The 13,615-nt window shown below is 63.8% G+C and carries 11 protein-coding genes; 7 read left to right on the forward strand and 4 right to left on the reverse strand.

What is annotated here, in order from left to right; genetic code table 11:
- Window position 1: 1 nt before the first annotated feature.
- The 3 genes from catA to ACTJK4_RS17455 are packed head-to-tail and all read right to left on the reverse strand — an operon-like array spanning window position 2 to window position 2,431.
- Window positions 2-937 carry a catechol 1,2-dioxygenase gene (gene catA / locus ACTJK4_RS17445; RefSeq protein ID WP_440075922.1) on the reverse strand — a complete coding sequence of 312 codons (936 nt, stop codon included), beginning with the start codon at window positions 935-937 and terminating at the stop codon, window positions 2-4.
- A gap of 55 nt (window positions 938-992) precedes the next feature.
- Window positions 993-1,283, reverse strand: a complete 291-nt coding sequence (gene catC / locus ACTJK4_RS17450; protein ID WP_232042801.1) for a muconolactone Delta-isomerase — start codon at window positions 1,281-1,283, stop codon at window positions 993-995.
- A 38-nt stretch (window positions 1,284-1,321) separates the two neighbouring features.
- Complete coding sequence (locus ACTJK4_RS17455; protein ID WP_440818540.1) at window positions 1,322-2,431, reverse strand: muconate/chloromuconate family cycloisomerase; 1,110 nt, start codon at window positions 2,429-2,431, stop codon at window positions 1,322-1,324.
- A 111-nt stretch (window positions 2,432-2,542) separates the two neighbouring features.
- Here ACTJK4_RS17455 and ACTJK4_RS17460 point away from each other — a divergent pair, with 111 nt between their 5' ends.
- Complete coding sequence (locus ACTJK4_RS17460) at window positions 2,543-3,454, forward strand: LysR family transcriptional regulator (protein ID WP_232042799.1); 912 nt, start codon at window positions 2,543-2,545, stop codon at window positions 3,452-3,454.
- Window positions 3,455-3,557: 103 nt separating this feature from the next.
- The gene (locus ACTJK4_RS17465) at window positions 3,558-6,593 is read left to right on the forward strand and encodes a transglycosylase domain-containing protein (protein WP_440818541.1); all 3,036 of its coding nucleotides are present in this window, start codon (window positions 3,558-3,560) and stop codon (window positions 6,591-6,593) included.
- Window positions 6,594-6,864: 271 nt separating this feature from the next.
- On the opposite strand, the gene ACTJK4_RS17470 is transcribed toward ACTJK4_RS17465, so the two are convergent.
- Window positions 6,865-8,418, reverse strand: coding sequence for an MFS transporter (locus tag ACTJK4_RS17470; RefSeq protein WP_440818542.1), 1,554 nt, complete (start codon window positions 8,416-8,418; stop codon window positions 6,865-6,867).
- Between the two features lie 64 nt (window positions 8,419-8,482).
- Between ACTJK4_RS17470 and ACTJK4_RS17475 the strand changes: the two genes are divergently transcribed.
- The 5 genes from ACTJK4_RS17475 (at window position 8,483) to ACTJK4_RS17495 (ending at window position 13,614) form a co-directional block, all read left to right on the forward strand.
- The gene (locus tag ACTJK4_RS17475; protein ID WP_433867326.1) at window positions 8,483-9,448 is read left to right on the forward strand and encodes a LysR family transcriptional regulator; all 966 of its coding nucleotides are present in this window, start codon (window positions 8,483-8,485) and stop codon (window positions 9,446-9,448) included.
- A 33-nt stretch (window positions 9,449-9,481) separates the two neighbouring features.
- Window positions 9,482-9,961 (forward strand): CreA family protein, encoded by a 480-nt coding sequence (locus tag ACTJK4_RS17480; protein WP_440818543.1) that lies wholly within the window; start codon window positions 9,482-9,484, stop codon window positions 9,959-9,961.
- A 181-nt stretch (window positions 9,962-10,142) separates the two neighbouring features.
- Complete coding sequence (locus ACTJK4_RS17485; protein WP_009238172.1) at window positions 10,143-10,319, forward strand: hypothetical protein; 177 nt, start codon at window positions 10,143-10,145, stop codon at window positions 10,317-10,319.
- 369 nt (window positions 10,320-10,688) lie between these two features.
- Window positions 10,689-11,216, forward strand: coding sequence for a (2Fe-2S)-binding protein (locus ACTJK4_RS17490; RefSeq protein WP_260802494.1), 528 nt, complete (start codon window positions 10,689-10,691; stop codon window positions 11,214-11,216).
- Between the two features lie 19 nt (window positions 11,217-11,235).
- Entirely contained in the window at window positions 11,236-13,614 is a 2,379-nt protein-coding gene (locus ACTJK4_RS17495) for a xanthine dehydrogenase family protein molybdopterin-binding subunit (RefSeq protein WP_440818544.1), read from the forward strand.
- The last annotated feature ends 1 nt before the right edge of the window (window position 13,615 follow it).

The following is a 13,615-nucleotide window of genomic DNA, read 5'->3' on the forward strand; positions in this document are numbered from 1 at the left end:
CTCAAGCCTCTGCCGAAGCGCGCAGGCGGTTCACGCGCTGGTTGTCCTTGCCCTGAACCAGCGGCGTCAGGACGACATTGAATTCGATGTCCTTGTACGTATCGCCTTTCAGGCCCAGCGCCGCACCGCCCGTTTTCTCCACCACATGCGGAATCAGCTCTTCGCGGGTGGCGTAGGCGAAGTCGTCCCAGATCAGCGGATCGCCTTCGATGTTGAATTGCGTCGTCAGCTTGCGGTGGCCATTGCTCGTGACGAAGAAGTGCACATGCGCCGGCCGGTTGCCGTGGCGGGCAAGCCCGTTCAGCAGTTGCTGCGTAGCACCTTGCGGCGGGCAGCCGTAGCCCACTGGCATGAGCGTGCGGAATTCATATTTGCCATCGGCACCGGTCCTGACCGCGCCGCGCAGGTTGAACGGGCTTTGCGCACCGGTCGGATCGAAATGCGAATAGAAGCCGTTCGAGTTTGCGTGCCAGCACTCGACCACGGCGCCGGCCACCGGCTTGCCCTCCGGCCCCGTCACCGTGCCGTGAATGACGAGCGGGCCTGCCGCCGGGTCCGGATCGATGTCGATCCTGGACACGCCGTCGCGCACCGTCGTGCCGGCAACGTACAGCGGGCCCTCGATCGTGCGCGGCGTACCGCCGTTGATGCCTAGCGCCTCGTCCGCAGCGTCCATACGGATATCGAGATACTTCTCCAGGCCCACGCCGGCCGCCAGCAATGCGGCTTCGCCGTCCTGGCCGAGCTTGTTCAGGTAATTGATGCCCGCCCAGACTTCATCTGGCGTGATGTCGAGGTCGTCGATGGCCTTGAACAGGTCGGCCAGCAAACGGTGGGTGATCTGCTTCAGGCGGGCGTTGCCCTCTTTGCCGTCCAGGTTGGTGGCGGCCTTCAGCAGGTCCTGCACTTCTTTCGTTTCGAATACGCGCGCGTTCATGATGGGTGTCTCCTCGTGGCTTTCTGGGGGAATGTGGAATGTGTCAGGCGCGATCTCAATCGTCCTTGCTGTGCACTGACGACGGGTGGCGGCACATCGGTGTCACCGAAATCTCCATGTACGGAAACAGCGGGAGCGCCGTCAGGATGTCGTGCAGTTCTGCATTGCTCTGCACGTCGAAGACGCTGACGTTCGCGTACTCGCCAACCAGGCGCCAGATGTGGCGCCACTTGCCGCTGCGCTGCAGGTCCTGCGAATAGGCCTTCTCGCGCGCCTTGATCTCGTTGGCGACATCGGCGGGCATGTCGGCCGGCAGGCGGACATCCATGCGGACGTGGAACAGCATCGTGGTCTCCTTGGTGGGGTGTCTTGGTCTGGTTGTTCTCATTGGCGGCGCAGGCGCGCCAGCTTGTCGCGATCGATCTGGATGCCCAGGCCGGGGCCGGTTGGCACCTGCAACATGAAATCGCGGTATTGCAGCGGCTCGGTCAGCAGTTCTTGCGTCAGCAACAAGGGGCCGAACAGCTCGGTGCCGAACTGCAGCTCGCCAAAGGTGGAAAACACGTGGGCTGACGCCGCCGTGCCAACCGCCCCTTCGAGCATCGTTCCGCCGTACAGGCCGATGCCCGCAAGCTGCGCGATGGCGGCGACCTGCATCGCCGGCACGAGACCACCGGATTGCGCGATCTTCACGGCGAAGACGTCGGCGCTGGCAGAACAGGCCAACTCAAATGCATCCAGCGGACCATGCAGCGCTTCGTCGGCCATCATCGGCACCGCGAACTGGCGGGCGAGGCGTTCGAGCGCGGCGCGGCTTTCTGCGCGCACCGGTTGCTCGATCAGGTCGATGCCGCCGGCTTGCAATGCGGCGATGCCGTTGGCGGCGTCAAGCTCGCTCCAGGCCTGGTTGACGTCCACGCGCACGCTCACGGCGTCGCCCAGTGCACGCTTGATGGCCAGCACGTGCGCCACATCGTCAGCCACCGCGCGCAGGCCGATCTTCAGCTTGAAGATGCGGTGACGGCGCTCGGCAAGCATCGCTTCTGCCTCGGCAATGTCTTTCTTGGTGTCGCCGCTGGCGAGCGTCCAGGCCACCGGCAGCGCATCTCGCAGCCGGCCGCCCAGCAGCTCAGACAGCGGCACGCCAAGCCGGCGGGCCTGCGCATCGAGCAACGCCGTTTCCAACGCGCACTTGGCAAAGCGGTTGCCCTGGATGGTCTTGCGCACCTTGGCCATGGCGGCCGCCACGTTGCGCGCCTCCATGCCGATCAGCAGCGGCGCAATGTGCGTGTCGATGTTGACCTTGATGCTCTCGGGGCTCTCTTCGCCGTAGTTGAGACCGCCAATGGTGGTGGCCTCGCCCCAGCCTTCGATGCCGTCTTCACAGCACACATGCACGAGGACGAGCGTCTGCGTGTGCATGGTGGCGACGGACAGTTTGTGCGGACGGATGGTGGGCACATCCACTAGAATGGCCTCGATCGAGCGAATCATGTTTTCCAGGTATCAGAAGAACTGCTATCAACGTGGAAACCAGATTACGCAGCGCAAATTGTCACGTCCAACACCGATTTAGTATCGGCTTCATACCTGACGGGTATAAAAATGGAGCTACGCCATCTTCGCTATTTCGTCGCGGTTGCTGAAGAGCTGAACTTCACGCGTGCCGCTGAACGGCTGCACATCGCGCAGCCCCCGCTGTCGCGGCAGATTCAGCAACTGGAAGAGGAAGTCGGCGTGCTGCTGTTCGAGCGCGGCAGCCGCCCGCTCAAGCTGACCGAAGCCGGCCGCTTTTTCCACGCGCACGCGCGGCAGTTGCTCGCACAGACGGCGGAACTTGCCTCGATGACGCAACGCGTCGGCCAGATCGAGCGGCGCATGTCCGTCGGCTTCGTGGCTTCAACGCTGTACGGGATGCTGCCAAAGGTCATCCGGCGCTTTCGGGCGGAGTACCCCATGGTCGATCTGACCATGCACGAGATGACGACCATGGACCAGATCCAGGCGCTCAAGGACGGCCGCATCGACGTCGGCTTCGGCCGCATCCGTTACGAAGACCCGAACGTGCGGCGCATCCTCCTGCGCGATGAGCGATTGATCGTCGCGCTGCCATCAGGCCATGCCCTGCTGGACGGCAGAACGACGGTATCCCTGCGCGACCTTGTCGGCGACACGCTCATCATCTACCCGCGCGCGCCGCGTCCGAGCTATGCGGACCAAGTGCTCGCCCTCTTCCACGATCGCGCGCTCGAACCCAGCAAGATTTACGAGGCACGGGAATTGCAAATTGCCCTGGGACTGGTCGCCGCGGGCGAAGGTGTGTCGGTGGTGCCGCGCAGTGTGGCGGGCTTGCGGCGGGAAGATGTCTGCTACATGGAACTCGACGATCCGCAATTGGTCTCGCCCATTATCTTCAGCACGCGCCTGCTCGACGAGTCTGAAGACATCCAGGCTATGCTGGCGCTGACGTATCGGTTGTATGACGAGCAGAAGATCCCGTATTACGCGCCCTCGTAAGGCTTGCAATGGTGGCACCAAAGTTACAAGCCGCTGGACACGACGGCCGCATGGGCTAGATTGAAGCAAGGCGCACGTTCGCCTGCGATTGGAGCGCAAGCGAGTGAAAAGAATACGCCGCCCCATCATCATCAAGTTGGCCCTCGTCGTGGCGCTGCTGCTTGCGATGGGCGCCTTGCTTGTCGCTCACGAATTCCGCACCTCTGCCTGGCAGGCCCGCTATTTCGCGCATCTGGCGCAATCGCAAACCTTTCCCGTCAAGCCGGGGCCAAACACGTCGGCCCGCTACCCGAGCTCCGGCCCCTACGACGAGCGGCTCGGTTATCACGACCTTCCAACCTTTCTAGACCGCCTGCGCTCGCGCGGCTACATCGTTGCCCAGCAGGCTGTGCCATCCAAAGAGATGGTCGCCCGCATGGACAGCGGCATGAACCCGCCCTATCGCGAGAAAGACCAGGCCGGACTGGAATTGCTGGACGATGATGGCCGACCGATCTACCGCGTGCGCCACCCCGAACGTGTGTATGACAGTTTCGCGTCGGTACCGCCGCTGCTCGTCAACTCGCTGCTCGCGATTGAAAACCGCACCCTGCTGCAGACGGAATACCCCAAGCGCAACCCGGCCGTGGAGTGGTCACGCCTGGCACGCGCCGTGTGGGACCGCGCCCTGCACGTCGTCAACCCGGCGCATGAATCGCCCGGCGGCAGCACGCTCGCCACGCAAATCGAGAAGTACCGCCACTCGCCCGAAGGCCGCACCGATTCCCCCAGCGAAAAACTGCGTCAGATGTTCTCGGCATCCGCGCGCGCTTACCTGAACGGAGAAGACACCACCGCCACACGCCACCAGCTCGCGGTCGATTACCTGAACACCGTGCCGCTGGGCGCGCGCGCCGGGTTTGGCGAAATCCAAGGGATTGGCGATGCGCTATGGGTCTGGTACGGACGCGACTTCGCCCAGGTGAATGCGTTGCTCTCGGCCCAATCGACCGCCCCGCTCGCAGACCGCGCGCTTGCGTACAAGGAGGCGTTGAGCCTGCTCGTATCGCAGCGGCGGCCGTCGTATTACCTTGAGAACCTCGATGAACTCGAAACCTTGACCAACGCCTACCTGCGCGTGCTGGCCGTATCCGGCGTGATTCCGCCAGCGCTGCGCGATGCGGCGATCGCACAATCGCTCAAGCAGCAGGCACTGAACACGCGCGTACCGCCTCCGCCCATCGAGCACAAAGGCACAAACGCCGTACGCGTCAATCTGGCGAGCATGCTCGGCATCTCGCGCATGTATGCGCTCGACCGGCTCGACCTGACCGCCAGCAGCACGCTTGATGCGCCGTTGCAGCGCGATATCTCAACTGAGCTGCGCAAGCTGCGCGACCCCGCGCACGCCAAGGCCGCCGGCCTCGTCGGCGACATGATGCTGGAGCGCGGCGACCCGCGCGGCGTGACGTACAGCTTCACGCTCTACGAACGCGCGCCGGGCGGCAACCGGGTGCTGGTGCAGGCCGACACGTTCGACAAGCCGTTCGACATCAACGAAGGCGTCAAGCTGGATCTGGGCTCAACAGCCAAGCTGCGCACGCTGGTGACGTATCTCCAGATCGTGGCGGAGCTGCATAAGCGCTATGCCGACCAGCCTGCTGCGGCGCTGCGCAAGGTCAACATTCCCGTGCAGAACCCGATCGAGCGCTGGGCCGTCGATTACCTCGCCCACACGCAAGACCGGTCGCTCGCGGCGATGCTCGATGCATCGATGGAGCGCAAGTACTCCGGCAACGCTGGCGAATGGTTTGCCACCGGCGGCGGCATGCAGAGCTTCGAAAACTTCGAGAAATGGGAAGGCACCCAGAACTTCACGGTGCGCGAGGGGCTCAAGCACTCCGTCAACCTTGTCTTCGTCCGGATCATGCGCGACATCTCGCGCTACTTTCAGCACCAGTTGCCCAATGCCGGCGCCGAGGCGTTGACCAACCCGGATTCCCCACAGCGGCAGGTCTACCTGCGACGCTTTGCCGACCGCGAAGGCAAGCTCTTCATGGGCCGGTTCTACGCCAAATACAAAGGCAAGACCGACAAGGAGCGCGAAGCCATCCTGGTGCAAAGCACGCGCGCCACGCCGGTGCGGCTGGCCACGATCTACCGCAGCATCGACCCGGAGGCCGGGCCAGGAAAACTCGCTGCGTTCATCCGCAGCTACCTGCCAGGCGCAAAGCTGGATGAGGCCGAACTCACCAACCTGTATGAGAAATATTCCGTCCAGCGTTTCGACCTGGCCGACCGCGGCTACATCGCCAAGCTGCATCCGCTGGAGCTGTGGCTGGTGGCGTATCTGCGCACCCACCCACAAGCCACCCTCACGCAGGTGAACGACGCAAGCGCCGATGAGCGCTTGTCCGTCTACAAATGGCTGCTGCAATCGCACCGCAAGGCCGCGCAAGACAAGCGCATCAAGCAGATGCTGGAAATTGAAGCGTTCCAGCAGATTCACGCCATGTGGAAGCGGCTGGGGTATCCGTTCGAGTCGCTGGTGCCGTCATACGGCACGGCCATCGGTGCATCGGCAGACCGGCCGGCATCGCTGGCGGAGCTGATGGGCATCATCGAAAACGACGGCATCCGCCTGCCCAGCGTACGCATCGATCGCCTGCGCTTTGCCGCCAACACGCCTTACGAAGTCATGCTCTGCCGCGACCCCAACGCCGGAGAGCGCGTGCTGCCGCCGGAAATTCCGCCCCTGGTCAAATCCGCGCTGGCCGGCGTCGTCGAAGGCGGCACCGCCAAGCGCATCTCCGGCACCTTCGTCCAGAAGGACGGCAAACCCATCGCCATCGGCGGTAAAACCGGCACCGGCGACAACCGCTTCAAAACGTTCAGCCGCGGCGGCGGCCTCATCTCCGAACGGGTCGTCAGCCGCTCCGGCGCCTTCGTCTTCTACCTGGGAGACCGCTACTTCGGCACCGTCGTCGCGTACGTGGCCGGGGCCGATGCCGCCAAGTACAAGTTCACCAGCGCACTGACGGTGCAAGTGCTGAAAGTCCTAGCGCCCACGCTGATGAACCATCTGGACCTGCAAGACGAAGCGCCAGCCTTCAACTGCAAGGTGCCGCAGGCCACAGCGCCGGAACAGAAGCTGGATTGAGACAAGCCACGAGACCATCGCGGAGGCATGTGCCGCACGATGGTGTGGCCGTACCTTGCCCTATGCGGCGCCTTGGATTTTTGTTGCGGGGAGGGAAAAGAAGGGAGGCTGTCTGAGCGCAGCGAGTTTGCCTCCCTTCCCTCCCCGCGACAGAAATCCAAGGAGGAAGTCGCCGCATCGGGCGCGCCTTTCTTTGCTTACCTTTCTTTGGCAAGACAAAGAAAGTAAGTCGGCCCCGCCAGGGGACGAAACACCCGGCCCGCAGCACCCCTCACCGCAACGACCGCTGCAACCAGATCGCCCCCGCACACCCCAACGCCACCACCGCGCCCCAGGCAAACAAATCGCCCACAGCCAACAACGTCGCCTGCCGATCAATCTCGGCCGAGATGCGAATCAACTCCGCCCCCTGCAACGGATGCGGCCATTGCCAGGCCGGCGTCAGCGCACTCACATGTCCCACGAGGTCGGTGCGGTGCTGAGCCTGCCCGCGCTGCAGCAACAGCGTCGCCCCCATCGTCCCAAACGCCTGCGCCCAGGCCCGCATGATTCCCTTGAACTGGTAGGCATGGCCGAAATCCTTAGCCGGCAAATCCACGTAAGACAGTCCCGCCACCTGGATCACCACAAACATTCCCACCATGCCTTCGATCATGAACCCGGGCACCACCGCCGCCACCGAGGCACCCGGCATGGCTACATGCGACATCCACAGCAGCGCGGTCGCCATCAGCACAAAGCCGATGGAGATCAGCACGCGCTTGGTCGGCAGCACGTTCGTCAACTGAAAGTTCAGGATGCCGAGCACCACCGTCACCAGGCCGCCCAGGCTCATCAACTGCGCCGTGGTCTCGTAGCGGAAGCCCAGACCGTTCTGCAGCAGGCTCGACGAAAGGAAACCCCAGGCGCTCGCAAACATGTAATAGATGGCGTAGAACACCATGCCCATCAGGAAGCGCCGCTGCAGCGTGGCTCGTAAATCAACCCACGGCAGCGGATGGCCCGTCTGGCGAATGCCGACCCAGATGATGAGCGCCACCACCGCAATGATCGGCACCACCTGCGCAGGCGAGCCGTCGGGGTGAATGAAGCGGGCCTGCTGAAAGCCGTGCAGCGCAATCAGCGCCGCCAGCCCAAACGCGATGGCAGAGGGCCAGTCGAGCGAGGCGAAATCGCCCTTGCGTTCGTGCAGTTTCGGGTGCGGATAGAACGCTGCCACCAGCCCGCACACCACCACCGCCACCAGCAACTGCGCGACGAAGATGGCGCGCCAGCCAAATTGCTCCGTAAGCGCCGCCGACAGCATCGGTGACACGCAACTCAGCCCGAAGATGCCGTAGATCATGCCCTTCATCATCGTGCGGCGTTCCTGCGCTGGGCTGTGCTGCACAAAGATGCGCGAGGTGGACAGCATCGGGCCGCCGCCAAACCCCTGCACCGCGCGGCCGACGATCAGCATCGTGCCGCCCTCGGCCGCCGCGCACATCAGCGTGCCGACAATGAACACCAGCAGCGACAGCAGCGTGTGCTTCCGGTATGTCATGTGATCGGCCAGCCGACCCATCACCAGAATCGCCAGGCTGGCTGCTGCCGCGTACGCCGTCACGGCCCAGAGATAGACATCCTGTGACGCCAGCACCCCACCTTCGATATGCGGTCCGGCAATCGAGAACATCAGGTTGGACATGTAGTCCACGCCCGTCGCCAGGCCGATCACCATGCCCACCATGCGCAGTTCCATCCGGCTGCCGACGGTCGATTCGGCGGCCGGTTTGCGCGGCGCGGGCGGTGAAGAAACCGTGTGGTCTGTGCTTGGCGTGTTCATGCAGGGATGGTAATTTGCCTCGAAACCGGCGGAAATCGCCTGCCAACAAATTCATTGTTCAAATATGCGAACGACGGACTGGAACGACTGGGACACTTTCTGCACGGTGGCAACGCTCGGCAGCTTCACGCGCGCAGCCGATCGGCTCGGGCTGCCCAAGTCGTCGGTCAGCACGGCGGTGTCGCGCCTGGAAGGCAAGATGGGCGTCCGCCTTTTCGAGCGCAGTACGCGCCGCCTGCGCCTGACCGACGCCGGTGAAGCCCTGCTGCGCGACGCCGGCCCATTGTTCCAGCGACTGCGCGAAGTGTCGGAAGATGCCGCAGCGACGTTCCAGTCACCCGCCGGCACCTTGCGCATTGCCATGCCATATGAATTTGCCGCCAAGCAGCTCGCCGAGGTGGTGCTCGAAGTCATGCGCGAGCACACCGCCCTGCGCATTGAGGTGGACGTGGCGCCGCGCCAGATCGACCCGCTCGCCCAGGGCTACGACATCATGCTGACCGTGCCGCGCGGGCCGTTGCCCGATTCCGGCCTCGTCGCCCAGCGCGTCTTTGATTTGCGGCGCGCCGTGGTCGTCGCCCCGCAATTGCTGGAGCGCTTGGGGCCGCTCACCCACCCAGACCAGCTCGCCGATTGGCCTTGCCTCGGCACCTCGAACGAAGCCGAATGGCAGTTCCGCACGCCCGGCGGCGAGACGATCAACCTGCCGCTCGACTTCCGCATGCGCACCTCCAACAGTGAATTGCGCATGCAGGCCGCCATTGCTGGCTTGGGTGTCGCTCGCATCACCTCCGTGTTTGCTACCGACCTGATCGCTTCGGGCGCGCTGCAGGAAGTGCTGACGGATTTCCAATCCCCGCCGATGCGCGTGTATGCCGTATTTCCAGGGCGCCGCCTGATGCCCGCCAAGGTCAAGGTCTTCATGGACGCCCTGCACCGCCGCATAGAGCATTCCCGCCAACACACTGATATGCGGCCCACCTTCGTAGACGAGGCAGCCGCATCTTGGCCGCCCGAATCGCTGCTCTGACTGACAACCCTCTTTTTTTACCTACGCAAAGCCATGCGCCCGTTCACCAAACTCCCCGTTTTGATTGCCGCGCTCGCCCTGAGCACCGTTGGATGCTCCCGCGCGGAAGACATCGGCAGCGTCAGCACCAATTTCCGCATCACGGGCTCTGACAAGATCGTCATCGAAGCCTTTGACGACCCGCTCGTGCAGGGCGTGACCTGCTATGTCTCGCGGGCCCGCACCGGCGGCATCAAGGGGACGCTGGGCGTGGCCGAAGACGTGAGCGAAGCCGCCGTGGCCTGCCGCCAAGTCGGCGACATCAACTTCGTCAAGCCGCTGCCGCAGCAGGACGACATGTTCACGCAGCGCCTGTCGCTCGTCTTCAAAACACTGCACGTGGTGCGCACGGTGGATCGCAAGCGCAATGTGCTCGTCTACCTGACGTATTCGGACAAGGTCATTTCGGGCAGCCCGAAGAACAGCGTGACGGCGGTACCGATTCCGGCCAGCCAACCCATTCCGGTCAAGTGAGGCACAAGAGGTAAAGAAAGCGGTGGCCGCACCACATTGGTGCGGCGCAACGCAAGCGTGGTGGCGGAGCAACGGGAGACGGCGCAAAAGGGGTGCATACGTAAGCCTACGTATGGTGCATTGCATCATCTGGTGTATAGTCAGGGTATTCCCTAACCGGGATTTCCCTAAGAGGCCAATCATGCAAAACACGAACGACCTGAAGCTGACCGATCAACTTGAACGCGAACTGATCGAGCGCGAAATGTCCGAAGGTATCTACTACTATCGCCGTCCGAGCGGCCAATCGTTCTCGTTCGCCCAATTCTTCTCGGCAATCGCGAACCTGTTCGGCACGCACCGCACCGCCAAGGCCTAACCCGCCACGCTATTGTTGATGGGCGTGTGCCCAAGCTAGCAGTCAGCAGTACTCGCAGTCTCAGTAGCATCGTGCGCCGGCCGTGTGTCATCACACCCGCCGCCACACCCGCCAGGTCATGACCGCCTGGTGCCAATCGAGGGCCGGATTCCGGCCCTTTGTCATTTCTGCGGCATTTGTTTGGTTTGTCTGCGTGCCGCAGCATCGCCCTTTTTCCTGCGACCAGCGCACCGCACTGCGGTTGTCTTCTGGTTCGCCTGTGCTTTACTGAGTAGAGCCGCGACCACCGATATCGAGACCACGCGCGCATCTTCGCAGCAACGAAGGCGCGCAGCATGGCACCGGCGCCCATTCCCCAAGGAGACTCCCATGGCGATCAGCCTCAAGCTGTCGGTCAACGGTGCGCCTGTCACCGTCAGTGTCGAACCCCATACCTTGCTAGTCCAATTGCTGCGCGAGCAACTGCGCCTGACCGGTACGCACGTCGGCTGCGATACCGCGCAATGCGGCGCCTGCACCGTGCATATGAATGGGCGCGCGGTGAAGTCCTGCAACATCCTGGCTGTGCAGGCTGACGGCGCCGAGGTGACCACCATCGAAGGCTTGTCGAAGGACGGCACGCTGCACCCGATGCAGGAAGCCTTTCGCCAATGCCACGGCCTGCAATGCGGTTTCTGTACGCCGGGTATGGTGATGGCGGCGACGGCGCTGGTTGCGCAGCACCCGCATCCCGATGAACACACGGTGCGCGAGCAGCTCGACGGCAACCTGTGCCGCTGCACGGGTTATCACAACATCGTGCGCGCCGTGATGCACGGGGCTGAAGCCATGGCAGAAGCCCAGGGCGAGGATGCCTCGCTGCAAAGCCTGGCCGCGGCGCGCGCCCACGCCGCCTGACCCCAGCGAGGAGACCACCATGAACGCTCCCGCAGAACCCAACAATCACCTGATCGGCGCGGCCGTCAAGCGCAAGGAAGACTTCCGCTTCCTGACAGGCGTCGGGCAGTACACGGACGATGTCGTGCAGGCCCACCAGTCCTACGCGGTGTTCCTGCGCTCGCCGTATGCGCATGCGCGCATCAAACACATCAATGCGGATGTCGCACGCAAGCATCCGGGCGTGCTGGCCGTGCTCACGGGCGACGACCTGGCTGCCGACAAGGTGAACGGCCTGCCGTGCGGCTGGCTCATCCACAGCATTGACGGCACGCCGATGAAGGAGCCGCCCCACCCCGTGCTCGCGCAAGGCAAGGTGCGCCACGTGGGCGACCAGGTCGCGCTGGTGGTGGCTGAATCGGTGAAGATCGCCAAGGACGCCGTCGAGATGATCGACGTGGAATACGACGAACTGCCCGCCGTGGTGGACACCGCCACCGCAGATACCGCCGGCACCGCCGTCCACGACGACGTGCCGAACAACACCTGCTACACCTGGGGCCACGGCGACAAAGCCGCCACGGATGCCGCCTTCGCCAAGGCCGCGCACGTGACGCAACTCGACATCGTCAACAACCGGCTGATCCCGAACGCGATCGAGCCACGCGCCGTCAATGCGAGCTATTCGCGTCAGGACGACAGCTACACGCTCTACGTCGCCAACCAGAACCCGCACGTCGAACGCCTGCTGATGTCGGCGTTCGTGCTGGGCCTGACCGAAGCCAAGGTGCGCGTGATTGCGCCGGACGTGGGCGGCGGGTTCGGCTCGAAGATCTTCCTGTACCCGGAAGACGTGGCGCTCACCTGGGCATCGAAAAAGGTGGGCCGACCAATCAAGTGGACGGCCGAGCGCTCCGAGTCCTTCCTGACCGATGCGCATGGCCGGGACCACGTCACGCATGCGGAACTGGCGCTCGATGCGCAGGGCAACTTCCTTGCCATGCGCGTGCACACCACGGCCAACATGGGCGCGTATCTGTCGACGTTTGCCAGTAGCGTGCCGACCATCCTGTATGCGACGTTGCTGGCGGGCCAGTACAAGACGCCTGCCATCTATGCCGAAGTGAAAGCGGTGTTCACGAACACGGCGCCCGTCGACGCCTATCGCGGTGCCGGCCGGCCCGAGGCAACGTATGTGGTCGAACGCCTTGTGGAGACGGCTGCGCGCGAACTGCAGGTCGACCCGGCTGAGCTGCGCCGCCGCAACTTCATCCGCACGTTCCCGTATGCCACACCGGTCGGCCTGACGTATGACACGGGCGACTACGAGCCGTGCCTGGACCGCGCCATCGAATTGGCGGACGTAAAAGGATTTGCGGCCCGACGCGATGCCTCCCGCGCAAAGGGCCGGCTGCGCGGCATGGGCTATTCCTGCTACATCGAAGCGTGCGGATTGGCGCCGTCGAACATCGCCGGGGCATTGGGCGCACGGGCTGGCCTGTTCGAAGCCGGCGAAATTCGCGTGCACCCAACGGGCTCCGTCACGGTCTTCACCGGCTCGCACAGCCACGGCCAGGGCCACGAGACGACGTTCGCGCAAGTGGTGGCCGATCGGCTGGGCGTGCCCATCGACAACATCGAGATCGTACACGGCGACACCGGCCGCATCCCGTTCGGCATGGGCACGTACGGCTCGCGGTCGATTGCCGTGGGCGGCTCGGCCATCATGAAGGCGCTCGACAAGATCGAGGCCAAGGCCAAGAAGATCGCCGCGCATCTGCTGGAGGCATCGGCGGAAGACATCGAGTTCAAGGATGGCGTCTTCCGCGTGGCCGGCACCGACCGCACCAAGACGTTTGGCGAAGTCGCGCTCACGGCCTACGTGCCGCACAACTACCCGCTCGACAAGCTCGAACCTGGGCTGGACGAAAACGCCTTCTACGATCCGACCAACTTCACGTATCCGGCCGGCGCGTACATCTGCGAGGTGGAAGTCGATCCCGACACCGGCGAAACCCACATCGACCGCTTCGTTGCCGTGGACGATTTCGGCAACATCATCAACCCGATGATTGTCGAGGGACAGGTGCACGGCGGGCTTGGCCAGGGGATCGGCCAGGCGCTGATGGAGGCCTGCGTCTACGACGAGAACGGCCAGTTGCTGACCGGCTCGTACATGGACTACGCCATGCCTCGCGCAGACAACCTGCCCAGCTTTACGGTGGAAACCGCCAAGGGCACGCCGTGCACGCACAACCCGCTCGGCGTCAAAGGCTGTGGCGAAGCCGGCGCGATCGGCTCGCCGCCGGCGCTGATCAACGCCATCGTCGACGCGCTTGCGCCGCTGGGCGTGAAGGACATCCAGATGCCCGCCACGCCGCACCGCGTCTGGCAAACCATTCAAGCGGCCAAGGCCTAGG

Source organism: Ralstonia sp. 22111, from assembly GCF_052045895.1.
Classification (GTDB): Bacteria; Pseudomonadota; Gammaproteobacteria; order Burkholderiales; family Burkholderiaceae; genus Ralstonia; species Ralstonia wenshanensis.